The 25,540-nt window shown below is 72.3% G+C and carries 25 protein-coding genes; 13 read left to right on the top strand and 12 right to left on the bottom strand.

The genetic code is table 11. The features are described from left to right. Window positions 1-486 carry a hypothetical protein gene (locus ABD223_RS29415; RefSeq protein WP_344039836.1) on the bottom strand — a complete coding sequence of 162 codons (486 nt, stop codon included), beginning with the start codon at window positions 484-486 and terminating at the stop codon, window positions 1-3. Window positions 487-684: 198 nt separating this feature from the next. Between ABD223_RS29415 and ABD223_RS29410 the strand changes: the two genes are divergently transcribed. The 3 genes from ABD223_RS29410 (at window position 685) to ABD223_RS29400 (ending at window position 3,122) form a co-directional block, all read left to right on the top strand. Beyond that, window positions 685-1,416, top strand: a complete 732-nt coding sequence (locus ABD223_RS29410; RefSeq protein ID WP_344039835.1) for a lysophospholipid acyltransferase family protein — start codon at window positions 685-687, stop codon at window positions 1,414-1,416. Between the two features lie 20 nt (window positions 1,417-1,436). Further along, the gene (locus ABD223_RS29405; RefSeq protein WP_344039834.1) at window positions 1,437-1,952 is read left to right on the top strand and encodes a polyadenylate-specific 3'-exoribonuclease AS; all 516 of its coding nucleotides are present in this window, start codon (window positions 1,437-1,439) and stop codon (window positions 1,950-1,952) included. 144 nt (window positions 1,953-2,096) lie between these two features. Then, window positions 2,097-3,122, top strand: coding sequence for a 6-phosphofructokinase (locus ABD223_RS29400; RefSeq protein WP_344039833.1), 1,026 nt, complete (start codon window positions 2,097-2,099; stop codon window positions 3,120-3,122). A gap of 259 nt (window positions 3,123-3,381) precedes the next feature. Here ABD223_RS29400 and ABD223_RS29395 read toward each other — a convergent pair whose 3' ends face one another. Further along, on the bottom strand, window positions 3,382-4,392 hold the full coding sequence (locus ABD223_RS29395; RefSeq protein WP_344039832.1) for a DUF2891 domain-containing protein: 1,011 nt from the start codon (window positions 4,390-4,392) through the stop codon (window positions 3,382-3,384). 63 nt (window positions 4,393-4,455) lie between these two features. Between ABD223_RS29395 and ABD223_RS29390 the strand changes: the two genes are divergently transcribed. Then, window positions 4,456-5,844: a class II 3-deoxy-7-phosphoheptulonate synthase gene (locus ABD223_RS29390; protein ID WP_344039831.1), complete on the top strand. Its 1,389-nt coding sequence runs from the start codon at window positions 4,456-4,458 to the stop codon at window positions 5,842-5,844. 92 nt (window positions 5,845-5,936) lie between these two features. On the opposite strand, the gene ABD223_RS29385 is transcribed toward ABD223_RS29390, so the two are convergent. Next, on the bottom strand, window positions 5,937-8,387 hold the full coding sequence (locus tag ABD223_RS29385; RefSeq protein ID WP_344039830.1) for a Stk1 family PASTA domain-containing Ser/Thr kinase: 2,451 nt from the start codon (window positions 8,385-8,387) through the stop codon (window positions 5,937-5,939). Window positions 8,388-8,572: 185 nt separating this feature from the next. Here ABD223_RS29385 and ABD223_RS29380 point away from each other — a divergent pair, with 185 nt between their 5' ends. Then, window positions 8,573-8,938 (top strand): Rv2175c family DNA-binding protein, encoded by a 366-nt coding sequence (locus tag ABD223_RS29380; protein ID WP_344039829.1) that lies wholly within the window; start codon window positions 8,573-8,575, stop codon window positions 8,936-8,938. Window positions 8,939-9,057: 119 nt separating this feature from the next. Here the strand turns inward: ABD223_RS29380 and crtI are convergent, their stop codons facing one another. Both crtI and ABD223_RS29370 read right to left on the bottom strand, forming a co-directional pair. Next, window positions 9,058-10,527, bottom strand: coding sequence for a phytoene desaturase family protein (gene crtI / locus ABD223_RS29375; RefSeq protein WP_344039828.1), 1,470 nt, complete (start codon window positions 10,525-10,527; stop codon window positions 9,058-9,060). Window positions 10,528-10,529: 2 nt separating this feature from the next. Then, on the bottom strand, window positions 10,530-11,597 hold the full coding sequence (locus ABD223_RS29370) for a polyprenyl synthetase family protein (RefSeq protein WP_344039827.1): 1,068 nt from the start codon (window positions 11,595-11,597) through the stop codon (window positions 10,530-10,532). A gap of 102 nt (window positions 11,598-11,699) precedes the next feature. Between ABD223_RS29370 and ABD223_RS29365 the strand changes: the two genes are divergently transcribed. Then, window positions 11,700-12,590 (top strand): methylenetetrahydrofolate reductase, encoded by an 891-nt coding sequence (locus ABD223_RS29365; protein WP_344039826.1) that lies wholly within the window; start codon window positions 11,700-11,702, stop codon window positions 12,588-12,590. 32 nt (window positions 12,591-12,622) lie between these two features. Here the strand turns inward: ABD223_RS29365 and ABD223_RS29360 are convergent, their stop codons facing one another. Continuing rightward, a complete protein-coding gene (locus ABD223_RS29360) occupies window positions 12,623-13,066 on the bottom strand; it encodes a carboxymuconolactone decarboxylase family protein (protein ID WP_344039825.1) in 444 nt (147 codons plus the stop codon). 40 nt (window positions 13,067-13,106) lie between these two features. Next, window positions 13,107-13,757 (bottom strand): DUF3153 domain-containing protein, encoded by a 651-nt coding sequence (locus ABD223_RS29355; RefSeq protein ID WP_344039824.1) that lies wholly within the window; start codon window positions 13,755-13,757, stop codon window positions 13,107-13,109. Window positions 13,758-13,862: 105 nt separating this feature from the next. Here ABD223_RS29355 and ABD223_RS29350 point away from each other — a divergent pair, with 105 nt between their 5' ends. Together ABD223_RS29350 and ABD223_RS29345 are read left to right on the top strand one after the other, a co-directional pair. Further along, window positions 13,863-15,542 carry a DUF885 domain-containing protein gene (locus tag ABD223_RS29350; protein ID WP_344039823.1) on the top strand — a complete coding sequence of 560 codons (1,680 nt, stop codon included), beginning with the start codon at window positions 13,863-13,865 and terminating at the stop codon, window positions 15,540-15,542. An 85-nt stretch (window positions 15,543-15,627) separates the two neighbouring features. Beyond that, window positions 15,628-16,254, top strand: coding sequence for a CHAP domain-containing protein (locus ABD223_RS29345; protein WP_344039822.1), 627 nt, complete (start codon window positions 15,628-15,630; stop codon window positions 16,252-16,254). 145 nt (window positions 16,255-16,399) lie between these two features. Here ABD223_RS29345 and ABD223_RS29340 read toward each other — a convergent pair whose 3' ends face one another. Continuing rightward, window positions 16,400-16,960, bottom strand: a complete 561-nt coding sequence (locus ABD223_RS29340) for a GNAT family N-acetyltransferase (RefSeq protein ID WP_344039821.1) — start codon at window positions 16,958-16,960, stop codon at window positions 16,400-16,402. Beyond that, complete coding sequence (locus ABD223_RS29335) at window positions 16,957-17,457, bottom strand: YbaK/EbsC family protein (RefSeq protein ID WP_344039820.1); 501 nt, start codon at window positions 17,455-17,457, stop codon at window positions 16,957-16,959. The genes ABD223_RS29340 and ABD223_RS29335 overlap by 4 nt, the downstream gene beginning before the upstream one ends. Before the next feature lie 339 nt (window positions 17,458-17,796). Between ABD223_RS29335 and ABD223_RS29330 the strand changes: the two genes are divergently transcribed. The 3 genes from ABD223_RS29330 to ABD223_RS29320 all read left to right on the top strand — a co-directional run bounded on the left by ABD223_RS29330 (window position 17,797) and on the right by ABD223_RS29320 (window position 19,781). Continuing rightward, window positions 17,797-18,561, top strand: coding sequence for a maleylpyruvate isomerase family mycothiol-dependent enzyme (locus ABD223_RS29330; RefSeq protein WP_344039819.1), 765 nt, complete (start codon window positions 17,797-17,799; stop codon window positions 18,559-18,561). Window positions 18,562-18,709: 148 nt separating this feature from the next. Next, on the top strand, window positions 18,710-19,567 hold the full coding sequence (locus ABD223_RS29325; protein ID WP_344039818.1) for a helix-turn-helix domain-containing protein: 858 nt from the start codon (window positions 18,710-18,712) through the stop codon (window positions 19,565-19,567). Between the two features lie 46 nt (window positions 19,568-19,613). Next, window positions 19,614-19,781, top strand: coding sequence for a DUF397 domain-containing protein (locus tag ABD223_RS29320; protein ID WP_344039962.1), 168 nt, complete (start codon window positions 19,614-19,616; stop codon window positions 19,779-19,781). 72 nt (window positions 19,782-19,853) lie between these two features. Here ABD223_RS29320 and ABD223_RS29315 read toward each other — a convergent pair whose 3' ends face one another. Continuing rightward, the gene (locus ABD223_RS29315) at window positions 19,854-21,437 is read right to left on the bottom strand and encodes an alkaline phosphatase D family protein (protein WP_344039817.1); all 1,584 of its coding nucleotides are present in this window, start codon (window positions 21,435-21,437) and stop codon (window positions 19,854-19,856) included. Between the two features lie 23 nt (window positions 21,438-21,460). On the opposite strand from ABD223_RS29315, the gene ABD223_RS29310 reads away from it, so the two are divergent. Both ABD223_RS29310 and ABD223_RS29305 read left to right on the top strand, forming a co-directional pair. Then, window positions 21,461-22,171 carry a VOC family protein gene (locus ABD223_RS29310; RefSeq protein ID WP_344039816.1) on the top strand — a complete coding sequence of 237 codons (711 nt, stop codon included), beginning with the start codon at window positions 21,461-21,463 and terminating at the stop codon, window positions 22,169-22,171. A gap of 362 nt (window positions 22,172-22,533) precedes the next feature. Beyond that, window positions 22,534-22,926 (top strand): hypothetical protein, encoded by a 393-nt coding sequence (locus tag ABD223_RS29305; RefSeq protein WP_344039815.1) that lies wholly within the window; start codon window positions 22,534-22,536, stop codon window positions 22,924-22,926. Window positions 22,927-24,296: 1,370 nt separating this feature from the next. Here ABD223_RS29305 and ABD223_RS29300 read toward each other — a convergent pair. Together ABD223_RS29300 and ABD223_RS29295 are read right to left on the bottom strand one after the other, a co-directional pair. Then, entirely contained in the window at window positions 24,297-24,947 is a 651-nt protein-coding gene (locus tag ABD223_RS29300; RefSeq protein ID WP_344039814.1) for an SRPBCC family protein, read from the bottom strand. Then, the gene (locus tag ABD223_RS29295) at window positions 24,944-25,318 is read right to left on the bottom strand and encodes an ArsR/SmtB family transcription factor (RefSeq protein WP_344039813.1); all 375 of its coding nucleotides are present in this window, start codon (window positions 25,316-25,318) and stop codon (window positions 24,944-24,946) included. Before ABD223_RS29295 ends, ABD223_RS29300 begins: the two co-directional genes overlap by 4 nt. Window positions 25,319-25,540: the final 222 nt, after the last annotated feature.

Raw genomic sequence — 25,540 nt, 5'->3', positions numbered from 1 at the left:
TCAGAGCACGGCCCCGTCGTCCCACCCGGAGTCCGGCGGCGGGCCGCTGCGCATCCGCAGCACCAGCCACCCCGCGCCGGCGCAGATGACGATCAGCGCCAGCGGCGTCCCGAGCGCGCCGCTCAGCCCGAACAGGCCGGGGAACAGCAGCACCACCACGCCCAGCAGGATCACCAGCAGCGCGGCGACCGTGCCGGGTCGCAGCGCGGGCAGCGGCGGCGGGTCGGGCGGCATGTAGTGGTTGTCGGGGTCGTCCGGGTCGTCGTCGGCGTCCGCGGGGTCGTCCTCGACCGTGGCCACGGCCGGCTGCCCCTCGGGCCGCACCGGGCGGGCGGGCTCGGCCTCGTCCTCCGACTCGTCGTGGTCGTCCTCGCCGTCGAACCAGGCGCGCTTGCCGACGCCCTCGCGTTCCAGCCCGGCCACGATCTCGGCGAAGGTGGCGTCGACGTCCTCGGGGCCGTCGGTAGAGTCGCGTCGGGAGTTCATCGGCGTGCTCCACCCTCCGAAGCCGTGACAGGCGGGTCCAGGAGTTCCATCGTCCCACGTGCCCGCCGCGTTGCGGGTACGACAGCCGGGCGACGACTTCGACCGTACCGCGTGCGCACCGGGCTTCGTTGTGGTTTGGGCCGTCGGCTCCGTAGGCTGACGTCGGGGATCAAGCTCGTCGAGGAGGCGCTCCCAGCGGTGCTCTACTGGTTGATGAAACACATCTTTCTCGGGCCGCTCCTGAACCTGTTCTTCCGGCCCAAGATCATCGAGGGTGCCGAGAACATCCCCGCGGAGGGTGGCGCGATCCTGGCGAGCAACCACCTCGCGGTCTCCGACTCGTTCTTCCTCCCGCTGAAGCTCTCGCGCCGGATGACCTTCCCGGCCAAGATCGAGTACTTCACCGGGAAGGGGCTCAAGGGGACGTTCAAGCGCTGGTTCTTCTCCGGCGTCGGCCAGGTGCCGATCGACCGGTCCAGCGCGTCGGCGGCCCAGAGCGCGCTCGACACGGGCGTGCGGATCGTGCGCGAGGGCAAGCTGCTCGGCATCTACCCCGAGGGCACCCGCAGCCCCGACGGCCGCCTCTACAAGGGCAAGGTCGGCGTCGCGTGGATCGCCCTGGAGTCCGGCGCCCCGGTGATCCCCGTGGCGATGTTCGGCACGGACAAGGCCAACCCCATCGGCTCGAAGATGTGGCGGCCGTACCCCATCCGGATCAAGATCGGCAAGCCGCTCGACTTCTCCCGGTACGAGGGCCTGTCCGGCGACCGGTTCGTGCTGCGCTCGATCACCGACGAGATCATGTACGCGCTGATGGAGCTGTCCGGCCAGGAGTACGTGGACGTCTACGCGGCCAAGGCCAAGGAGGTCCAGGCCGACGGGACGACCCCGGAGCGGCCCGATCGCCTGCCCGAGGCGAAGGCCGGTTGATCGCCACCTAGGGTGGTGCGGTGCGGTTCTTCTACGACTGTGAGTTCATCGAGGACGGGGTCACCATCGACCTCGTCTCCATCGGCGTGGTCGACGAGGAGGGTCGCGAGTTCTACGCCGTCTCCACGGAGTTCGACCCGGCCAAGGCCGGGCCGTGGGTGCGGGCCAACGTGCTGAACCAGCTGCCGCCTCCCGCCGACCGGGCGTGGCGCAGCCGGGAGCGCATCAGGAACGACCTGCTGGACTTCCTCGGCGGCCCGAAGGCCCAGCGGGACGACGTCGAGCTGTGGGCGTGGTTCGCCGCCTACGACCACGTCGCGCTGGCGCAGCTGTGGGGCCCGATGCCCGCGCTGCCGCGCTGCCTGCCCCGGTTCACCCGCGACCTGCGGCAGCGCTGGGAGGACGTGGGCAAGCCCCGCCTGCCGCAGCCGCCCGCCGACGCGCACGACGCGCTGGCCGACGCCCGGCACAACCTGGAGCGGTGGAAGGTGATCGAGGTCGAACGGCTCAAGCGGGGCTTCTCCACGCGGCCGTAGATCGGTTCCGAACGCCGTAACCGAGGTTTTCCCCAACCGTCGCGGTGTGTTCTCCGTCCGGTTGGTGGACCCTCGCTTGCTGCACCGATCCAGCACGTGTCAGTCTTGGGTGACCCACGCCACGAGAAGAGATTGGCTAAGCAAATGCGCATTGGTGTGCTCACCGGCGGTGGCGACTGCCCCGGCCTCAACGCCGTCATCCGCGGCGTCGTCCGCAAGGGCGTCGAGGTCCACGGCTGGGAGGTCCTCGGGTTCCGCAACGGCTGGCAGGGCCCGATCGAGAACCTGACCAAGCCGATCGGCCTCGCCGACGTCGAGGACATCCTGACCCGGGGCGGCACCATCCTCGGCTCGTCGCGCACCAACCCGTACAAGGTCGAGGGCGGTGTCGACAAGATCCGCCAGGTGCTCAAGGACAACGGTGTCGACGCGCTGATCGCCATCGGCGGCGAGGACACCCTGGGCGTCGCGAAGCGGCTCACCGACGACGGCATCGGCGTCGTGGGCGTGCCGAAGACCATCGACAACGACCTGGGCGCCACCGACTACACGTTCGGCTTCGACACCGCCGTGCACATCGCCACCGAGGCGATCGACCGGCTCCGCACCACGGCCGAGTCGCACCACCGGGCCCTGGTCGTCGAGGTCATGGGGCGGCACGCGGGTTGGATCGCGCTGCACTCGGGCCTCGCGGGCGGCGCGAACGTGATCCTGGTGCCCGAGCGGCCGTTCAGCGTCGAGAAGGTCGTCCAGTGGGTGGAGCGGCGGTTCGAGCGCCAGTTCGCCCCGATCATCGTGGTCGCGGAGGGCGCGATCCCCGAGGGCGGCGCCGAGGTGCTGCACTCCGGTGAGAAGGACGCGTTCGGCCACGTGCGCCTGGGCGGCGTCGGCACCTGGCTGGCCGAGGAGATCGCCGGGCGGACCGGCAAGGAGTCGCGCGCGGTCGTGCTGGGCCACGTGCAGCGCGGCGGCATCCCGACCGCCTACGACCGCGTGCTCGCCACCCGGTTCGGCCTGCACGCCGTGGACGCGGTCGCCGAGGGCGACTTCGGCGTCATGGTGGCGCTGAAGGGCACCGACATCGTGCGCGTGAAGCTGTCGGAGGCGACGGCGGAGCTGAAGACCGTCCCCCTGGAGCGCTACCAGGAAGCCGAAGTCTTCTTCGGCTGATCCACCCGGCCAAGGCACCCCGGACGAGGTCCGGGGTGCCTTTCCACATCCGCGTGTCGTCCACTCGGGCATCGCGTGTCGTCCACTCGGGCATCGCGTGTCGTCCACTCGGGCATCGCGTGTCGTCCACTCGGACATCGCGTGTCCTCCGCTCCGGCACTTCATGCCGCACCTTCGGGTCCGCGCCGCCGGTCCCGAATGCGCAACTCGCGGTGTCCGACCGGAGGACACGCGATGCCGGAGTGGAGGACACGCGGGGTTAGAAGGCGTTCAGGTCCAGGTGGGCGGCGAAGGTGCCCAGCCAGTGCTCGGCGTAGTAGCCGTGGCCGAAGACGTGGTGCAGGCCCAGTTCGCGGTGCGACTCGGCGGCGTCCCCGGCCAGGGCGGTGTAGCGGTGGAGAGGGGGGAGGGCGGCGGCGATTTGTCGCCACTGCCTCGCCCGGGACAGGGCCAGGCCCACCAGGTGCGAGCCGTAGGGGTCGCCGGGCTCGTCCACCGGCACGGGCTCGCGCAGCGACTTCCAGCGCGCCTCCTCCAGGTCCGGCAGGAAGGCCTCGAACCAGTCGGCGAAGTCGGCCGGGGACAGCACCCGGCGCATCAGGTCGGCCTCGGTCAGGCCGGGGGACAGGAAGTCGCCCGCGCTCGGCTCGAACCCGCCGTACCCGGCGTCCTCCCGGTGCCAGCGCAGCGCCGCCGCCGCGCAGGCCGCCGCCAGCTCCTCGTCACCGGCGGCACGCGCCGCGTCGAGCACGAGGCCGGTGGAGAAGGCCGTGTTGCCGTGCGTCCCGGTGCGGACCGGCAGCCGCGAACCGACCACCTTGGCGAGGTACCGGTCGCGCAGCACCTCGCTCAGCGGTCGCAGCTCCTCCGCCCACGGCGAGCCCCACGTGCGCAGCTCCGCGTCCAGCACCAGCAGCCACGCCCACCCGTAGGGCCGCTCCCAGAACCCGCCGCTCGGCCCGTCGAAGAACGCCGCCTCGACCCGCGCGTGCTCGGCGGTGATCAGCGAGTCGAGCACGCGGCGCGCCTCGTCCGCGCCCGGCAGCCCCGGCCGCAACCGCAGCAGGCGGACCGCCAGCCACGTCTGGTGCACGCACGAGTGCCAGTCGAACGACCCGGCGAAGATCGGGTGCAGCTGCCGCTGCGGCACGAGCTCGGCATCGTCCGCGATCACGTGCGTCCAGTGCGCGGGGTGGTCCCGCAGGAGGTTCTCCACCGCCACCGACAGCAACCGGGCGGCCGTCCGATCATCCAACCGGGTGTCAGGCATGAGCCACATCATGCCGAGGCGGACCCGCGTCCGTCCTGGAGTGTGGACAGCTATCTTTAACGTGTGAACTGGACCGTGGACGTGCCCGTGGACACGCTTCCCGAGCTTCCGCCCCTCCCGCCCGAGCTGCGCGACCGGTTGGACGACGCGCTCACCCGCCCGGCCGCCCAGCAGCCGGAGTGGCCGGATCCCGAGCAGGTGCGCCGCGTGCGCGCGGTGCTGGAGAGCGTGCCGCCGATCACCGTGCCCGCCGAGGTCGACCGCCTGCGCGAGAACCTGGCCGAGGTGGCGCGGGGCGAGGCGTTCCTGCTCCAGGGCGGTGACTGCGCGGAGACGTTCGCGGACAACACGGAGCCGCACATCCGCGCCAACGTCCGGACCCTGCTCCAGATGGCGGTGGTGCTGACCTACGGCGCGAGCCTGCCGGTGGTCAAGATCGGGCGCATCGCCGGGCAGTACGCCAAGCCGCGCTCGTCGGGCATCGACGCGCTGGGCCTGCCGTCCTACCGGGGCGACATCGTGAACTCGCTGGTCCCCACGCCCGAGGCGCGGGTGCCGGACCCGTCGCGGATGATCCGCGCCTACGCCAACGCGGGCGCGGCGATGAACCTGCTGCGGGCGATGACCTCGGCCGGCATGGCCGACCTGCACCGCCTGCACGACTGGAACAAGGACTTCGTGCGCACCTCGCCGGCCGGCGAGCGGTACGAGGCGCTGGCCGGCGAGATCGACCGGGGCCTGCGGTTCATGTCGGCGTGCGGCGTCAACGACGTGTCGTTGCACACCACGGAGATCTTCGCCTCGCACGAGGCCCTGCTGCTGGACTACGAGCGGGCCCTGCTGCGCCTCGACACCGGCGGTGACCAGGCGAAGCTGTACGACCTGTCCTCGCACTTCCTGTGGATCGGGGAGCGGACCCGCCAGCTGGACGGCGCGCACATCGCCTTCGCCGAGCTGCTGGCCAACCCGATCGGCCTGAAGATCGGCCCGTCGACCACGCCGGAGATGGCGGTGGAGTACGTCGAGCGCCTGGACCCGCACAACCAGGCCGGCCGGTTGACCCTGATCAGCCGCATGGGCAACGGCAAGGTCCGCGACGTGCTGCCCCCGATCGTGGAGAAGGTCACCGCCTCCGGGCACCAGGTGATCTGGCAGTGCGACCCGATGCACGGCAACACCCACGAGTCCTCCACCGGCTACAAGACCCGGCACTTCGACCGGATCGTGGACGAGGTGCAGGGCTTCTTCGAGGTGCACCGCCGGCTGGGCACGCACCCCGGCGGCATCCACATCGAGCTGACCGGCGAGGACGTCACCGAGTGCCTGGGCGGCGCCCAGGAGATCTCCGACACCGACCTGGCCGGCCGCTACGAGACCGCCTGCGACCCCCGCCTGAACACCCAGCAGTCCCTGGAGCTGGCCTTCCTCGTCGCCGAGATGCTCCGCGGCTGAGCGGTTCCGGGCGACCCTGAGCGGCCCTGAGCGCTCCTCGTGCAGAACGGCCCCCCACCTCCGCGGAGGTGGGGGGCCGTTCCACTACCGGGTCACAGCGCGATCAACACGATCCGGGTGTCCTTGGGCACGCGCTGCCCGGCGCGCACGGACTGGTTGACCACCCGCGCCCGGCCCCGGTCGTTGAACTGCACGTCCACCTTCAGCCCGGCCTGCTCCAGCTCGCGCTTGGCCTCGTCGACCCGCTTGCCCTCGACCTGCGGCACGGTCACCGCGTTGGACGTGAACACGGTCACGCGCCGGTCGTTGCCGGTCACGTTCGAGCCGGCCGCCGGGTCGGTGCGCACCACCTTGCCCGCGTCCACGGACTCGGAGAACTCCTCGGGCCCCTCGACCGGCTCGAACCCGGCCGCGGACAGCTCGGCGAACGCCTCGTCCTTGGACTTGCCGGTCACGCTCGGCACGGGCTTGGGCTCGACGCCCTTGCTGAGCACGATCGTCACCGTCGAGCCGATGGGCACGGGCGTGCCGGGCGAGGGGTCCAGGGTGACCACCTTGCCCTTGGGCACGCGGTCGCTGAACTGGTCCTGGGCGGGGTTGACCTGCGGTTTCAGCCCGACCGACGTGATCTCGCGCTCCGCCGCCGCGGTGTCGACGCCCGGCTGGACCTGGGGCACCACGGGCTTGCCGCCGGACACCACGAGCCGCACCAGGTCGTCGATGTTGGCCTCGGTGCCCGCCGGCGGGTCGACGCTGATCACCTGGCCCGCGGGGACCGTGTCGCTCTTCTCGATGGTCTGCGTGTACTTGAGCGAGGCGCCCTCGATCAGGGCGACGGCCGTGGCCTCGTCCTTGCCGACCAGCTCGGGCACCCTGGTGACCCGGCCGATGGAGAACCACCAGGTGGTGACGCCGATCAGCACGGCCGCCACGACCACGACGCTGAGCCAGGTGATGAACTGCCGCTTGCCGCGCGCCCGCAGCTCCTCCTGGAGCTGCTCGGGCGTCTTCTTCTTGCGCGGTGGGCGCCGCGGTCTGGGCCTGGGCGCGGTGAGCGGCGCCTCGGGCGGCGGGACGAGGGCGGCGCGGGGGATCGCCCGGGTGCCCTGGGGACCCGCGACGGGCGTGGCGAGCGGGTTCGGGCGGTGCACCGGCACGGTCGGTTCGGCGAACGCGGCGGGCGCGCCCACGCCCACCGGCGCGACGCGCACGGTCTGCTCCATCGCGGTGGGGGCGGGCACCTGCCGCGCGGTCGGGTCGTCGAGGACGACCCGCTGGGTCAGCGGCTCCCCGGCGACGGCGGCGTGCTGGGCGGTCGGGTCACCCGCGGCGACCGGCGCCGCACCGGGCAGCGGAGCGCCGGGCAGCACCGCACCGGGCAGCACCGCACCGGGCAGCGGACCGCCGGGTAGCGGGGAGACGGACAGCGCGGCGCCGGGCAGCGCAACGCCGGGCAGGGGAGAGCCGGGCAGCGGGACACCGGACATCGGGACCCCGGACAGCGGAGCGCCGGGCAGCGGGACCCCGCCCGACGGAGTCCCGGTCAAAGGCACCCCGGCCAGAGGCGCCCCGGCCAGAGGCGCTCCCGCCAGAGGCGCCCCCGCCGGCGTCCCACCCGAGGGCGGCCCGCCCAGCGGCACCCCGCCCGGCGGCGTGCCGGCGGGCTGCCGGACCGGCGCGGCGACGGGCGTGGGCACGTCCGCGGTCATGAGGCCGAGCTTGGCCCGGACCGCCTCCACCTCGGACAGGAACGAGTCGGCGTCGGCCGGTCGCAGGAACGGCTCCTTGCGCGTGGCCCGGCGCACCAGCTCGGCCACCTCGGCCGGCACGCCCGTCACCGGCGGCACCTCGTCGTTCACGTGCCGGTAGGCCACGGAGATGGCATTGTCGCCCACGTAGGGCGGCGCGCCGGTCAGCACCTCGTACAGCAGCACGCCCGCCGAGTACACGTCGCTGCGCGCGTCGGTGTTGCCCGTGGTCACCTGCTCGGGTGAGAGGTAGGCGACCGTGCCCAGGATCACCGAGTCGCTGGTGACGCCCGCCGCCGACATCGCCCGGACCAGGCCGAAGTCCGCGACCTTCACCGCGCCGCCGCGCCCGATCAGCACGTTCTCCGGCTTGACGTCCCGGTGGACGAGGTCCGCCCGGTGCGCCGCGGCCAGCGCCGCGAGCACCTTCTCCAGGACCGTCAGGGCGAGCGGCACGTCGAGCGTGCCGCGCTCGTTCAGCAGGTCGCGCAGCGTGCCGCCCTCGACCAGCTCCATGACGAGGAACACGCGGTCCTCGTCGACGCCCTGGTCGTGCACCTGCACCACGCCGGGGTGGTGCAGCTTCGCCGCGGCTCGCGCCTCGCGCTCGAACCGCGCGACGAACTGCGGGTCCGCGGAGAACCTGGGGTCCATGACCTTGATGGCCACGTCCCGCTCCAGGCGCGTGTCCACGCCCCGGTAGACGGCGGACATGCCGCCCCGCGCCACCAGGGCGCCTACCCGGTAGCGTTGTTCGAGCAGCCCGCCGATCACGTTCGTCGCCGACCTTTCCACAGCCGTGGATCGTACGGTGGGTGGTGCCGACCGATTGCCGTGCGCTGGATGGTCCCACGCGCGCGTGTGGGCTCCGTGTCAAAGTCGGGCGGAACGGGGGGTGTCCGAGGGGTGACCCGGAGGTGTAAGGCCACCACCCGGTTGGCGCAGGGCGTCGCTCTCGGCGTTGTGGCATCGTGACGCACGTGAGTGCGATTCCTGCCGCTGCCGACGTGCTGGCTCCCGACCTGGAAGTCCTGAACCTGCCGGAGGTCGCCGAGCGCCTCGGCCTGCCCGTCACCCGAGTCCACCAGCTGCTGCGCGACGGTCAACTGCTCGCCGAGCGCCGCGACGGCGTGCTGGTCGTCCCCTCCCAGTTCCTCGCCGCCGGAGGCGTGGTCAAGGGACTGCCCGGCACCATCACGGTGCTGCGCGACTCCGGCTACTCGACCGATGAGATCCTGCGTTGGCTGTTCACCGACGACGAGACCCTGCCGGGTACGCCGATCGAGGCGCTGCGCGGCGACCGCGGCCGCGAGGTCAAGAGGCGGGCGCAGTCGATGGGTTTCTGAGCCGCACCACCCGAGAACCACCGGCCCCACGTCCGGGCAGCCCTCGCGGGTTGCCCGGACGTCGTGCTCCCGGGGCGCCCCGGCGGTCACCTCGGCGGTGCGCGCGGCGGCGAGGTCCGTCACGTGCGCGCGACCGCCCGCCGCCGCGCGCCCGCGCCGGTGATCCGCTGGGCGGCGAGCCTGCCGGAGATCAGCACCGGCGGCACGCCCACGCCCGGCGTGGTGCCGCAGCCCGCCAGCACCGCGTTGTCCAGCACGAGGTTGCGCGGCCGGAACGGCCCGGTCTGCGCGAACGTGTGCGCGGCGGAGAACGGGGTGCCCGCGGCCAGGCCCATGGCGGCCCAGTCGCGCGGCGTGACCAGGTGCTCGACCTCGATCGAGTCGCCGAACCCGGTCAGGCCGCGCGCCTCCAGCGTGCGCACCAGCTCGTCGCGGTAGGCGGGGCCGACGCGTTCCCAGTCGATCGCCGACCGCCGCAGGTTCGGCGCGGGGGCCAGCACGAACATCCCCTGCCCGGGAGGGGCGGTGACCAGCAGCGACGGGTCGCTCATCAGGGTGCCGCGGCGGGTCAGCTCAGCGAAGGTCCGCTCCCACGCGTCCCCGAAGAAGAGGGTGTGGTGCGCCAGTTCCGGCCAGGTGCGCGTCACGCCCGCGTGCAGCACCACCGCCGACGGCGACCAGGTCACCGGCAGCGGGCGGCGCGGGCGGTGGCCGAGCAGGCGGTAGGAGGTCGGCAGGTCCGGGGTGAGCACGACCGCGTCGCACGGGATGCGCTCGCCGTGCCCGGTGCGCACGGCGGTGACCCGGCCGCCGATCCGCTCCAGCCACGCCACCCTGGTCCCGTAGCGGAACTCCGCGCCGGCGTCGCCGGCCGCCGCCGCGAGCGCGTCCGGCAGCGCCCTCATCCCGCCGCGCGGGTGGTACACGCCCGCCACGGTGTCCATGTAGGCGATCACCGCGTACGCGGCCAGGGCCCGCCGCGGCGGCACCCCGGCGTACAGGGACTGGAAGGTGAACACGCGCCGCAGCCGCTCGTCGGAGATGAACCGCGCCACCGCCGGTTCGAGCCGGGCGAACCCGCGCAGCGCGGTCAGCCGGGCCAGCCGCGGCGTGAGCAGGTCCAGCGGCGAGTCGAAGTTCGCGCCGATGAACTCGTCGCGCTCCACCCGGTACAGCTCGGTCAGCCAGCGGCGCAGCGCCCGGTACCCGGAGGCCTCGCGGGGACCGGCGAACCGGCGCACCTCGGCCTCCATCGCCGCGGCGTCGGCGTGCACGTCCAGCGTGGCCCCGTCGGCGAACCGGGCCCGGTAGGCGGGTTCGACGGGCAGCAGCTCCAGCCGGTCGGCCAGCGACTCGCCGACCGCGTTCAGCGCCTCGTCCACCAGCTCCGGCATGGTCAGCACGGTCGGGCCGGTGTCGAACCGGTACCCGCCCAGGTCCAGCCGCCCGGCCCGGCCGCCGGGCACGTCGTCCCGCTCGACCACGGTGACCCGCCTGCCCGCGCCGAGCAGGTGCAGCGCCGCGGACAGCCCGGCCAGCCCCGCGCCGACCACGACGACGTGGTCGGTGCGACCCGAGACCTCCCGCATCGTCAGTAGGCCCGCTTCGTGGCGCTGACCGCCAGCTCGGCCAGCCGCTCCGCCGCCGGTTCCGCCACCGGGGCCCGGTCGAGGGCCAGCAGCGCCGACTCGGTCAGCTCGGCGATCCGCGCCTCGACGGCGGCCACCGCGCCCACCTCCTCCAGCTGCGCCCGCGCCGCGGCCACCGTGACCTCGTCCAGGTCGGGGCGGCCCAGCGCGTCGTGCAGCACGTCCGCGCCGTACTCCATGCCCAGCGCGACCAGCAGCGTCCGCTTGCCCTCGCGCAGGTCGTCGCCCGCGGGCTTGCCGGTCACCGCGGGGTCGCCGAACACGCCGAGCAGGTCGTCGCGCAGCTGGAACGCCACGCCGATGTCCGCGCCGAACGAGCGCAGCCCGGCCACCAGCTCGGGCGAGCCGCCGCCGATGGCCGCGCCCATGTGCAGCGGTCGCTCCACGGTGTAGGCGGCGGTCTTGAGCCGGTCGATGCGCAGCGCGGCGTCCGGCGAGGCGTCGCCGCGCGCCTGGGTCAGCACGTCCAGGTACTGGCCGGCCAGCATCTCGGTGCGCATGTCCCGCCACGGCAGGCTCAGCCGCTGGAGCGCGTCGGTGGGCAGCCCGGCGGCGAACAGCATGTCGTCCGCCCAGGCCAGGGCGATGTCGCCGATCAGCACGGCCGCGGCCAGGCCGAACCGCTCGGGCTCGCCGAGCCAGCCCTCGGCGCGGTGCCGCCCGGCGAACCTGACGTGCACGGTCGGCATCCCGCGGCGGGTCTCGGAGGCGTCCATCAGGTCGTCGTGCACCAGGGCGCACGCCTGGATCAGCTCCAGCGAGCTGACCGCGATGAGCACGCGGCCCGCCAGCTCGGTGTCCGGGTCGCCGCCCGCCGCGCGCCAGCCCCACCACGCGAAGGTGGGCCGGACGCGCTTGCCGCCGCCGAGGACGAAGTCGGCCAGCGCGTCCACCACGCCGGTGAAGTTCGCCTCCATGCGCTCACCCAGTGACCGCCGCTCGGCGAGGTAGCCGGTCAGGGCGGCGTCGACGTGCTTGGGCAGTTCGAGGTCCAAAGGGTGGGGCGGCACGCCCCTATCGTCACCTCTGCGCCGCTCGGCCGCCCAACCGGGGGGTGGTCCAGCAGGTGGAAGGACTGTCCCACGCTGCGAGCGGGCATCTACGCTGGTCCCATGACGTCCGTCATCGAGCGCCTGAGCGGGGGAAGCCCCGTCTTCTCCGTCGAGTTCTTCCCGCCGCGCGACACGGCGGACGAGGCCGTGCTGTGGCGGGCGATCCGCGAGCTGGAGGCCCTCGACCCGGCGTTCGTGTCCATCACCTACGGTGCGGGCGGCTCCACGCGCGACCGGACCGTTCGGACCACCGCCCGCGTCGTCCAGGAGACGACCCTCGTGCCGATGGCGCACCTCACCGCGATCGACCACTCGGTGGCCGAGCTGCGCAACGTCATCGGCTGGTACGCGGCCGTCGGGGTGCGCAACATCCTCGCGGTCCGGGGCGACCCGCCCGGCGACCCCGACGGCGAGTGGGTGGCCCACCCGGAGGGCCTGACCTACGCCGAGGAGCTGGTCCGGCTGTGCCGCGAGCTGGGCGACTTCTGCGTGGGCGTGGCGGCGTTCCCCTACGGCCACCCGCGGTCGCGGGACCTGGACCAGGACACCGAGCACCTGGTGCGCAAGCTGCGCGCGGGCGCGGACTTCGCGATCGCCCAGCTGTTCCTCGACCCGGACGACTTCCTGCGGCTGCGCGACCGGGTGGCGGCGACGGGCTGCGAGACGGTGCTGCTGCCCGGCCTGATGCCGCTGACCACGCCCCGGACGCTGGCCAAGTCGGTGGAGCTGTCCGGCGCGCCGGTGCCGCCCTCGGTGGCGCGCCGGCTGGAGCCGCTGGTCGACGACCCGGCGGCGTTCCGCGCGGCGGGCGTGGACCTGGTGACCGAAATGGGGGAGCGGCTGCTCGCGGAGGGCGTGCCGGGCCTGCACTTCTACACGTTCAACCGCTCGAAGGCGACGCGCGAGGTGGTCGGCAGGCTCGGCCTGGTCCCGGCTCGCGTGCCGAGCTGAACGGGGCCGTCGGGACGGCCCCTCGACACCCCTCAGCTCCTCAACTTCCGCTCCGTCGCCGAGTCCAGCGTCACCGCCAGCCGGTTGAGGCCGTTGATGCTGATGACCAGCGCCAGCAGGTCGGCCAGCTCCTTCTCGCCGAAGGTCCCGGCCGCCCGCTCCCACAGCTCCTCCGGCACGCCGTGCTCGCCGAGCCGCGTCACGGCGTCGGTCAGCTCCAGGGCCACCCGCTCGGTCTCGCTGAAGAACCTCGACTCCCGCCACACGGACACCGCGAACAGCCGTTGCGGGTTCTCGCCCGCCTTCACCGCGTCGGTGGTGTGCATGTCGACGCAGAACGCGCACCCGTTGAGCACCGAGGCGCGGAGCTTCACCAGTTCCAGCAGGGTGTGGTCGACGTTCTCGGCGGCGTAGGAGTTCAGCTCGATCATCAGCCGGTAGGCCTCGGGGGCCGCCGCGGCGAAGTTCATCCTCATGCCACCAGGACGGCGCGGCCGCCCGGGGTGTGACACCCGGTCAGGCGACCAGGTTCCGCCGGTGCGACACCAGGGCCAGGACCAGCACGATCAGCGCCGCCCCACCGGTCAACCCGGCCACCAGCATGGTCCACCCGAAGTAGGACACGGCGTTGGCCCCGGCGTACCGGACGGTCGCGGTGAGCATCGACGCCTGGCCCGGTTTCGGCGCCCACGCGATCGTGGCGTTGTCCTCTTCTCGCCCGTTCGTGTCGATCACCTCACCCGGGAAGGCGATCTTCACCTGGACGTCCGCCCGTTCCGGCGGCACCTGGGTCAGGTCGACCGAGCCGGACAGCGTCACCAGGTCGCCCGAGCGCCGGAAGGCGAGCTGGTACCGGCTGGACGACGCGCTGGTGGCCGCCGCCAGCACCCTGACCTCGTCGAAGGTCAGCGCGCTGAAGTACACCCGGGTCCCGACGTAGTCGTCCTGCTGGTAGGGCTTGGTGGTGACCCGGGCGGCCAGCTCCTCCGGCACCTTCAGCTGCGGGCCGGGGTCGTTGTCCCGGGCGGGCGGGGTCGCGGCGGTGATCTCGCCGGACACGCGGTCGTCCTGCGACACCGCCATCGCGGCGTGCAGCCGGACGCACCCCGTCAGCGCGAACGCCGCGAGGAGGATCACGGGCAGGAGGAGCGCGGAGGCCCTTGGCACCCGGCCATCCTGCCGGCAGTCGTCAAAAGTTGACCGCTGGGACACGATCGTACGCGTGGCTAAATACCTGTCGGGGTGACCTGACCCGCGGGTAACGTGCGGCGCATGGCAACCTCCTCGGCCGGCGTGCACGGCATCAGCAACCAGTTCGTCGCCGATTACGCGGCAGCTGACCCGTTGACCGCGACCTTCATGGGCAAGCCCGGCCACGACGACCGGCTCACCGACTTCTCGCCGGAGGGTCACGCCGCCCGCTACGAGCTGTCGAAGGAGGCGCTCGCCGCGGTCGACGCCGCCGAGCCCGCGGACAAGTCCGAGGCCGACGCGAAGGCGGTGTTCCAGGAGCGGATCGGCCTGGAGGTCGAGCTGCACGAGGCGGGCCTGTCGCAGAGCAACCTCAACGTCATCGCGAGCCCCGTGCAGTCGATGCGCGAGGTGTTCGACCTCATGCCGACCGACACCGCCGACGACTGGGCGGTGATCGCCAAGCGCCTGACCGCGGTGCCGGACGCGCTGGCCAACCTGCGCGCGGGCCTCGCGGGCGCCGCCGACTCCGGCCGCGTGGCGGCCCTGCGGCAGGTCACCAAGGTCGCCGCGCAGTGCGACACGTGGGCGGGCCGCACCGGTGACGCGTCGTTCTTCGCGAAGATGATCGCCGGCGCGACCGCGGACGGCGCGCTGCGCACCGACCTGGAGGCGGGCGCGAGGGCCGCCGCCGAGGCGTACGGCGACTTCGCCGAGTTCCTGCGCGCCGACCTCGCGCCGAGGGCCCCGGCCAAGGACGCGGTCGGCGAGGACGTCTACCGCCTCCAGTCCCGCTACTTCACCGGCTCCCGCCTCGACCTGGCCGAGGCCTACCAGTGGGGCTGGGAGGAGTTCACCCGGATCGAGACCGAGATGAAGCAGGTCGCGGACCGGATCAAGCCGGGCGCCACGCTCGCCGAGGCCGCCGCCGCGCTCGACGCCGACCCCCGCTACCTGGTGCGGGGCAAGGACGGGCTCCGGTCGTGGATGCAGGAGCTGTCGGACAAGGCCCTCGAAGAGGTGCGCGACGTGCACTTCGAGCTGCCCGACGAGCTGATGAGGCTGGAGTGCCGCATCGCGCCGCCCGGCGGCGGCGTCGGCGCCTACTACACCGCCCCCACCCCGGACTTCTCCCGGCCCGGCCGCATGTGGTGGTCCGTGCCGGACGACAAGCAGGAGTTCTCCACCTGGCGCGAGGTCTCCACCGTCTACCACGAGGGCGTGCCGGGCCACCACCTCCAGGTCGCCACGGCCGTCTACCAGGCCGAGCAGCTCAACGAGTTCCAGCGCCTGATGTGCTGGGTGTCCGGGCACGGCGAGGGCTGGGCGCTCTACGCGGAGCGGCTGATGCGCGAGCTGGGCTACCTGGAGGACGACGGCGACCTGCTGGGGATGCTCGACGCGCACCTGTTCCGCGCCGCGCGCGTGATCGTCGACATCGGCATGCACCTGGAGCTGGAGATCCCGCGCGGCACCGGCTTCCACGAGGGCGAGCGCTGGACCCCGGACCTGGGCCTGGAGTTCATGCTGACCCGCACCATCACCGACGCGGCCCACGTGCACGACGAGATCGACCGCTACCTCGGCTGGCCGGGCCAGGCCCCGTCCTACAAGCTGGGCGAGCGGCTCTGGCTCGCGGCCCGCGACGACGCCCGCGCGCGCCACGCCGGCACTTTCGACCTCAAGGGTTTTCACTCGCGCGCCTTGGAAATGGGCGCCATGGGGCTGGACACTCTTCGTGAGCGGCTCGCCGAGCTCTGACCCCAACGGGTGTGAGGTGACCTGGACCTCACGACGAGGTCACCCGATCCGGTGTTGGATGTGCGGGCGAGGAGAGGGGGGAGGCATGAGCAGACGTCCCATGCGCGCGGCGCTCGGCGTCGTGCTGGCCGGCGCGCTGCTGTTCGGCGCGGCCCCGGCGCACGCGCAGCCCGGCGCGGTCTCGGACCAGGCGCAGTGGCGGGTCCGGCAGGACATCGTGGACCACGCCCTGCGCGAGGTCGGTCAGCGCGAGGGCCGGGGCAACTACTACCCGGAGAAGTACCAGCTGCCCGGCCAGGGGATCCTGCGCCCGGCCGAGTGGTGCGGCGTGTTCGTCAACTGGGCGTGGACCGCCGCGGGCGTGCCGGACCGGCCGTCCATGCGCCCGGCGCCCGGCGGGTCGGTGCTCGACCAGGGCCACTGGGCGACGTACTGGCAGAAGTGGGGCAGGGCCAACGGCCGCTGGAAGGACATCGCCGAGCGGGACGTGGCGCCCGGTGACGCCGTGGTCTACGGCAACTACCCGGACATGCACGCGCACGTGGCCCTCGTGGTCGAGGTGAAGTACGACCGGACCGGCCGCAAGGCCACCCACGTCCGCACGGTCGAGGGCAACTTCGGCGAGCGGGTCGTGTACTCCAAGCTGCGCCCGATCGAAGGGCTCAACGCGGGCAGGTACCTGAAGGCGACGGGCTTCGTCTCGCCCTTCTAGGCAGGTTCACCGGACGCGGGTGGTCCCTTGAGGGGCCACCCGCGTTCGTCGTTCCACGGCCCCGATCGACTGACATTCGCTGTCATCTGTCATCTGTCAGTTGTCGTCTGCCAGTTGTCAGCTGTTATCTGTCAGCTTTTATCGGTCAGTCGACCGGCAGCGTGCGGCCGAGCACCGCGAACGGCCTCGGGTCGCCGGTGAACTGGTAGTGCCGCAGCACGTCCGCGAACCCCACCCGCCGGTACAGCCGCCACGCCTTGCTCGGTCCCTCCGGTGTGGACAGCAGCACCCGCGAGTTCGGCACGCCCGCCAGCAGGCTGCGCAGCAGCTGCTCCCCGATGCCGCGGCCCTGCGCGCCCGGCAGCACGTGCAGCTCGGTCAGCTCGAAGTAGTCGCGCATCCACTCCTCGACCGCGTCGAGCCCGGCCACCATGGTCAGCCCCTGCCGCACCTGCTCGTGCCACCACTGGCCCACCGCGCCGCGGTAGCCGTAGCCGATGCCGATCAGCTCGTCCTCGTCGCCGAGCGCCACCACGCACCGCCAGCCGTCGCGCAGCATGTGCGCCAGCCACATGGGCGCGCGCTGCTCGGCCGTGCCGGGCGGGTAGTTCATCGCGCTGACGTACAGCTCCAGCGCTTCGCCGAGGCGGGCGTTCAGCTCGCGCGCGGACAGCTCGACCAGCCGCCAGGCCGGCGCGGCGGTCACTGGGCGACCTCCGCCGGCGTGCCACCGGTCAGCTCGACCAGTTCCGCGCACGTGGTCGGGAAGAGCGCGTGCGGGTGACCCGCGGCGGCCCACACCACCTCGTGGCGCTCCAGCGCGGTGTCGACGAAGGTCCGCACGGGCGTCGGGTGCCCGATCGGCGAGACACCGCCGATCACCTGGCCGGTGTGCTCGCGCACGAACGCGGGCGTGGCCCGTTCGACGCGGTCCGCGCCCGCCAGCGCGGCCAGCAGGTCCTGGTCCGCGCGGTGCGCGCCGGAGGTGAGCACGAGCAGGGGCTCGGTGACGCCGCCGCGGACCGCCGCGAACACGAGGCTGTTGGCGATCGCGCCCACCGGCACGCCCACCGCGGCGGCCGCCTCGGCGGCGGTGCGGACGGCGTCGGCCAGCACGCGGATCCCGTCCGCCGCCTGAGGATGCCCCGCTTCGGCCAGGGCGGCGGCCACCTTGCGGATGCCGGGGTGGTCGAGTGCGCTCACCCGTTCATGAGACCACGCGGCTCCGGGTTGAGGACTGCCGGGCTCGCAGGCTAGGCTGGTGCTGCTCGAACGTTTGTTCGAGCTATGCCTTGGCGGTGGGGCGGGGGAAGCGCCCCACCGCCAAGTGCCGCCGTCTCCCCGCGGCGGTCGTCGCCGTCCGACGCCGCGAGGAGGCCGCGAGGGTGTCATCGACCTTCCCCCTCCCGATCCCCCCCGGCGCCGGTGGTCCGGCCCGCCCGCACCCGGCGCCCGGCCCGCCTCCCGCACGGCGGACGACCTGACGCGCCCAGCGGCGCGGTTCACCTATTCGGTCGACGAGATCACGTACGAGGACGGACTGTGAGCAGGGGACTGGTCGCCTACGACCGCCTGATCGACGTTGTGGAGCTGGAAGCCGAACGCCTGGCCGCCGCCGCGGAGGGGCAGCGACCCGAACGGCAGGTGCCCGCCTGTCCCGGGCTCAACCTCGGGGAGACCGCGAGGCACGTGGGCAGCACGTACCGGATGGTGTCGACGTGGCTGAGGGAGGGCAGCCAACCCCTGGTGTGGCAGCAGGACCCCGAGGAGGGGCAGGAACTGCCGGAGTACGTGCGCGGAGGGGTCCGGGACCTCGTGCGCGCGCTGCGGGCCCGCGAACCGGACGACCCGTGCGAGACGTGGTGGCCCGCCGAGCGCAACCACAACTTCTGGGCGCGGCGGCTGGCGCACGAGTCGACCGTGCACCGGATGGACGTCCAGGGCGCGGCCGGGCTGCCGGTCGACCCCGTGGACGACGACGTGGCCGAGGACGGCATCGACGAGATCCTGTCGCTCTGGCTCGGGCACCGGCTGGACCTCATGGGCGTCCGCGGCACCCGGCTGGGCTCGGTGGCCATCGGCACGCCGGGCCGCACCTGGATCGCCGCCACGGGCCCAGAACCGGCCGCCGCGCACCTGCTGCTGCCCGACGAAGGTCCCACCGCGGACGCCGAGGTGCGCGGCACGCCCATGCAGCTGTACCGCTGGCTGTGGGGCCGGATCCCGGACCGGGACCTGAGGCCGACCACCGGTGACCACGACGCGATCGCCCAGCTGTGGGCGCTGCTGAGGTTGGCCACCAAGTAGTGGCGCGTCGTTTCCGCTCGCTTTTGTTGCGCCCGCGCAACAAAAGCGAGCGGAAACGAGCCGCCCCTCGGGTACAACTGTGGCCCCATGGGGTGGAAAAACCGGTTGAGGCTGGTAGAGACCGGCGGGACAGTCCTAGCGTGCCCGCATGGATTCACGCATGTCGAATGCGCTCAGCCGCGAACTGGGTGACGCCCTTCGGCGCGCCCGCTACGAGTCAGAGGTGAAGTTCGGTGCCCTGGTCGAGGAATTGGGATGGTCGGCCGGGAAGATATCCAAATTGGAACGGGGCACGCGGGGCACCAGCTCGATCGACATCGCCCGCTACGTCGGCCACCTCCGCACCGACCAGCCCACCTACGACCACATCATGTCCCTGGCCGAGGAGTCGAACGCAGGCCACCTGGTCCGCGAACACGAACTCGCGATGCCCGACGCCCTGCGCGCCCTGCTCCTCCACGAGCAGACCGCCAAGACGATCTGGTCGTACGAGATCATCACCATCCCCGGACTGCTCCAGACTGCGGATTACGCGCGCGGCATGATGAGCACACCGGAAGGTGAGCGCTGCGTGGCTGAGCGGATGGTCCGGCAGGAGATCTTCGACAAGCCCCTACCGCCACGGGGTCGGTTCTTCATCCACGAGGCGGCCCTGATGCGTGCGGCGGGTGGCCCCCAGGTGATGTACGAGCAGATGCTGCAACTGCTGTTCCGGGGTGGCGTGAGGTTGGTGACGTTCGCGGCCGCGCTGCCGGCGTCGCTGAACTCCGCCTTCAGCTTCATGACCTTCGCCGACCACCCGCCGGTCTCCTACGTCGACTGTGGTCCGGTGGCCCTGTTCTCGGATGATTTCGCCACCACGGGCCGGTTCCGTCGATGCTGCAACGACCTCGACCGGGTGGCTCTGAGTGAGGAAGAATCGCGGTTGGTGTTCGCCAAGTGGGCGGACCGTTACGACCGACTGCGGGAGGAACAGAGTGCACCCGGAGGCGAGGCAGTGGCGTAAGAGCAGCTACAGCGAAGGGGCGAACACGAACTGCGTTGAAGTGGCGATGCAGTGGCGTAAGAGCAGCTACAGCGGTGGCGAGAACACCAACTGCGTGGAGGTGGCCTTCGAGCCGGTGGCCGTAGGTGTGCGGGACTCCAAGTACACCGCCCCGCAGTTGGCCTTCAGCCCCGCCGCCTGGCGTGCCTTCCTCCAGGCCGCGCCGACCCGCTGACCGAGCACTCGTCGTCCGCGCGCCGGGGCACTTCCGGATCCGTTCCGTCGGAAGTGCCCCGGCGCGCTCAGGTCACAGCGGGATCGAGGCGACCTCGTGGAGCCCGTCCTCGTTCGCCGTCTCCAGGCGGAAGCGGACCTCGCGGCCCTCGAACTCCAGCACCCCCACCGAGTTCCCGAAGTGCGGCCCGCTGAGCTTGCGCCACGCCACCGGGTCCGGCGAGATCCCGCGCCGGTCCGCCCACCACCGCATGAACCTCGCGATCGGCCGCGACCACGACGCGCGGAACGCGGGCCGGAACACCCACGGCGGATCGTTGTGCACCGGTGAGCACACGAGTTGGTAGACCTTGGCCTCCACCCGCGTGGCGAACGACGCCCGTGCCGCGTAGCTGTGGTGCACGTCCCCGGACAGCACGCACACCGTCCCCGGCGCCCGCTCGTCCTTCATGACCCGCTCGATCAGCCGCGCCAACCGCTCGTACGACGCGCGGAACGCGGGCCAGTGCTCCAGGTCCGCCACCTGCCGCACCTTCTCGCCCACCCGGCCGCGCCACCCGGGCAGGCCGGCCATCCGCTCGTTGAGCGACTGGAGGTGGCTCAGCGAGTGCGGCATCAGCCACGGCAGCGACGAGCCGATCAGCAGGTGGTCGAAATCACCGACCGAGTTCTCCTCGATCCACCGGAACTCCTCCTCGCCGACCATCAGCCGCTCCGGCCCGGACAGGATGCGACCGCAGCGCGTGTCGACCACCAGCAGCCGGATGCGGCCGAAGTCGCGCAGGTAGCTCCACCGCGTCGACTTGCCGCCGTCGACCTCCTGGTCCGCCTGCTCGGCGAAGTCCTCCAGCAGCGGCTGCACGTCGCCGCCCGCCGACCGGACCTTCTCGTACAGCGGGTCGCGCGCCAGCTCTCCCGGGCTCAGGTTGCCCAGGTGCTGGTACACCCAGTACGACGCCAGGCCCGCCCGGATCCGCTCGGGCCACCACTGCTTCTGCGCCATCTGCTCGCGCCACGTCCGCGACGTGTTCCAGTCGTCGCGCACGTCGTGGTCGTCGAAGATCATCGACGTCGGCACCACCGACATCAGCCAGCGGATCTCCGGGTCGGCCCACGACTCGTGGTACAGCTCGGCGTACTCCCGGAACGACACGACCTCGCCGGCGGGCTCCGGCCGCCGTTCCGCCAGCCACCGGGTGATCCGCTTCGTCGGCTCGTCGGCGTAGACCTGGTCGCCCAGCAGCATGAGCGCGTCCGGCCACCGCTCCGGCGGCTCGTCCTTCATGCGCAGCGCGAAGGAGTCCAGCGCGTCCACGCCGAGCTTGTCGGGCTTCTGCGGGTCGCCGACCTCCTTGGCCGCCCGGCACGACCCGAACACCAGCGTGCGCACGGGGGCGGTGCGGATGACCGAAGGCGGGAACCCCGAGTCCGGCTGGGGCCACACCACCTCGTCGTCCAGCCGCACGTCGTAGGTCGTGGTCGTGCCGGGCCCCAGCCCTTCGACGACCACCAGGGCGAAGTGCTGCTCGCCCACCTGGAACGTCCGCGCGGTGTGCCCCGCCACGGTGACCTCGCACGACGCGTCCGTTTCGACCCACACCGTGGCCGATGTGGGGTCGACGTGCCTGAGCACAGGACCAAGGACCAACTCCGCCATGGCGCAGACGTTACCTTCGGCCCATGGCAACGAGGTTGGACGACCTGGTCGTGGACGCCGCGAGCCCCGCCGCACAGGCCCGGTTCTGGTCGGCCCTGCTGGGCACGGAGATCACCGAGGAGCGCGAGGACGAGGCGTGGGTCACAGTGGTCGACGGCCTGGACCTGACGTTCGTGTCGGTCGACGACCCCGGGACCGGCAAGAACCGCGTGCACCTCGACCTGGCCTCGAACTCGGCCGACCACCAGGTGGAACTGGTGGCCCGCGCGGAGGAGCTGGGCGCGCGGCGGGTCGACGTCGGGCAGGGCGACGTGCCGTGGGTGGTGCTGGCGGACCCGGAGGGCAACGAGTTCTGCGTGCTGGAGCAGCGCGACGAGTACGCGCACACCGGTCCGGTGGCGGCGGTCGTGGTCGACGCGGCGGACCCGGTGGCGCAGGCGGTGTTCTGGTCGGCGGCGACCGGGCTGCCGGTCACGCGCGAGCACGCCGACTACGCGTCGCTGCGGCAGGAGGCGGGGCCGTCGCTGGAGTTCGTCCGGGTCGCCGAACCGAAGCGCGGCAAGAACCGGGTGCACCTCGACGTCGCGCCGCCCGCCGACGGCGACCTGGCGGCCGAGGTGGCGCGGTTGGAGGCGTGCGGCGCGGTGCGCGTGGACGTCGGGCAGCGCAGTGTGACGTGGGTGGTGCTGGCGGACCCGGAGGGCAACGAGTTCTGCGTGCTGACGCCTCGGTGACCCCGCGCCGACCCCGCTTGGTAGACGTCGTCGAGGCCTCCGCCGTCCCCGGGGGCCCACTTCGCGGCGCCACTCTTGCGGTGTTCGTGGTCATGGGATGTGTCACCCCATCGTGTTAACGCCCTGGGTTGGAAATCATTTACTTGATCTAGCGACAGCGGTATTTTGGGTCTGCGGGGCACGAGCTGGAATCGCGACGGAACACCGGGGAGGGTGTTGTGTCGATCGTGGTGGGCTGACCTCTCGTCGAATGCGGGTAATTCTCCTTCTCGCATCATCGGCGCTTTCTTCGGTACTTCCGGTTCGTCGGCTGCTCCGTGCGGCGTGAATGATCATCTTCCGATTCGAATCCAGGGGGACGTATGCGCAGGGCCAAGACCATGGTGGCGGGTGGAGCCGCGGCGCTCATGGCGTTCAGCGGGGTGCTGGCGGTCGCACCGGCCGCCGGGGCCCAGGAGGGTGACGTCGGGGCTCGGCACTACTCCTGCGGCAGTTCGAGGCCGCCGAATCGCGACACGCAGGGTTCCGACGGCGTGTGGCCGAGGGCGATCAGGGACATGGTCGCCGAGAGCGGTTCGGCTTACTCGTGCGGCGACCTCGGCCTCATCCTCCACTACGACAGGCTGGACTACTACTGCCACACCCAGGGGAACGACGGTCAGTGGTGGACCTACGTGTCCGCTTTCGACTGGGGCATCGCGGGCTGGGTCCCCAACAAGTCCCTGAAGGAACCCGGCAGCCTCGCGGGGTGCTGATCGGTGGTGCGCGGCGGGCGTTCCCGCCGGGTTGCCGAGCGCCGGGGCGGCGGCCGATCCGCTGATCGACGAACCGGGTGGGGCTCGTGGCCGTCCGCGGTCGCGAGCCCCACCCGGTTGTGGCCGAGCCGGGACGAGCGCTGTCCTGGCTCGATCACTCTGATCAGTGGAGCTCTGCTTGACACGGGCCTGCACGGCCGGTTCGGGTTCAGGCGGGTTTGCGGATAGGCCGGTGTAGGCGGCGACGGTGAGGGTGGCCAGTGCCCATAACAGCGCCTGCAACACCCACAGCGCGACGGTGAACACCTGGCCGGGGGTGGTGGAGGTGGCGAGGTCGCAGCGGGCGCGCACCCCGGTGACCCCCAGCGGCAGGCCGCGGTCGATGCCCAGGCCGATCAGCTCGGTGGTGGAACACGGTGTCCCGGCCGGGATCGCGGCGCCGGGGTGCGCGAGGGGCCGGACGCGTTCGGCGGCGTGATGGTCGGTACCGGTGGTGATCTGGCCGGCGGTGTAGCCGGTGCCGCCGGCCAGGGCCAGGGCCACGACGAGGGCGAGCACCAGGCGGTGCGCGCGGTAGCCGTAGCGGCCCAGCCACCCCCACAGCCGGTGCCGCAGGCGCGCGAGTCGCCCGCCCAACGCTTCGGGTGCGCGGCGGCGCAGGTCCTCCTGCTGGACGATGAGCACCTGGCGGGCGTTGCCGTCGTGCCCGGCGGCCCGCTCCACGGCGGCCAACTGCTGGTACGGCTGGGGCAGGTACTCCGGGGTGTGGTGGACCAGCAGGTGCAACCACTGCCGCCACGACACACCCCCCAGACGGGAGAACACCAGGCCCCGCACCATGACCTGCCGGCCGGCGCCGGCCACGCAGGGTCGGCCCGGCCTCCACCAGCCCCTGCGGACACACCACCGTGGCCGGCAGGAACAACAGCCCGTCCACCTGCGCGTCGGCCAGGACGATCAGCGGTCCGTCGCCGCTGTTGGCGATCACCGCTTCCTCGAAATCGGCCTGTCCGCCGATGTGGGCGCTGCGCACCAGAGCCGGCCTGGTGACCGCTGTGATCCGCTCCTGGTCCACCCGTCCCTGATATCAGCAGGACCGGCGGTCCGCCGGCTCCCGTGCCGCAACCGCCGAGGAAAGCGCCGCAACAGCGGCATCGCAGATCACCCGCCGGACACCGACGACCGGGCAGACCGGCCCGCGACCGCCACAACGGCCGACCGGCTGAAGTTGGCGGTCGGGCAGGCCGCTGACCCGCGGTCCGCCAACCAGGTCCGAGCACCGACGACTTCAGTCGGACGAGACAACGGCAACTGTCCGTTCCGGTCGGACTTTGCGCGTGGCAGGACGATCCCGATCGAGTCGGTGCACTTCATCGCGCGTTCGGCTCGGGGGCGTAGAACGCGGTGGTGGCTCCTACCGCGGCCGCCACGTGATCCGGATCGCCGCCGCCGGACAGGTGGGCTTCGCCCCATGCCGCGGCGCTGCGCCGAACGAACTCGCGGCCCTCGGGCGAGGTCCGGAACTCGTCGTGGTCGAGGGTCTCGCCGTCTGCCAGGAAGCGGGCCAGGGTGAGCAGGTGCAGGTCCCAGCCCACGCCGCCGGCACCGGGGCCGTAGGTCGGGAACATGGGCTCGCCGACGGCCGCCGCGTGGACCAGTTCGAACCCGGTGTCCCCGGCAGGGCCTGGGAACAGCCGCACCTCGACCTCGCTCGTGCCCGGCCACTCATCGGCTTCCGGCCCGAAGAGCCAGGACACCCGCAGCAGCCGCGGCGGGTCACACTCGAGGACCTCCCCGTGCTCACCGCCGTCCAACTCGAACGACCCGCCCAGCCGAAGGTCCCCGGTGACCGACTTCAGCCAACGGCCCAGCCGCTCGGGGTCGGTGATGGCGTTCCACACGTCCTCGACCGGTGCGTCGTAGCGCCGCCGCAACTCCATCGTGTACGCGTCGCCGGCGGGCAAGGCCGCTGTTCCCATCGTCCGGCGCGCGGCGGCCAGTTCGTCCAGCACGTCCTTCATGTCGTCTTCCTCTTCTCCGGCGGATCGGCCTTGTCGGCGCCTGAGGTCCGGGACGCGCGTCTGCCGCGGGCCAACTCGGTGCCCAGGGCATCGAGCCGCTGGTCCCAGAAGCCGCGGAACCGGTCCAGCCACACGTCGACCTCGCTCAGCGGCGAGGGGTCGACGGCGTAGAACCGGCGAGTCCCCTCAGCCCGGACCGACGCGAATCCGCTCTCGCGCAGAACGCGAAGGTGCTGGGAGACCGCCGGTTGCGACAGTGCGAACTCGGCCCGGATCACGTCCGTGATCGCGCCCGAGGTCTGCTCGCCGTCGGCGAGCAGCTCGAGAATGCGCCGGCGCACCGGGTCGCCGAGGACGTCGAACGCGTGCACGCCCTGGAATCTACCGGCTCAGACTTATATAAGGCAAGTCTGGTATTAGGGGCCTTCGGCGATGGCGCCCATCGACATCCGACACGGCTCACCAATGCCGGCGCGCTCCAGCCACGACTCGAACCCGACGTGCCGGCCCGTCGTCGACGACCACCGCAGACCTGAGTCCGGACGCTCGCAACGGCTTCGCAAGGCAGGTCCGGACTTCGCAAGGTTCGTCCG

This window comes from Saccharothrix xinjiangensis (assembly GCF_039527585.1).
Taxonomy (GTDB): domain Bacteria; phylum Actinomycetota; class Actinomycetes; order Mycobacteriales; family Pseudonocardiaceae; genus Actinosynnema; species Actinosynnema xinjiangensis.
Note: the sequence above shows the minus strand (reverse complement) of the source record. Positions and strands in the feature narration are given on the sequence as shown.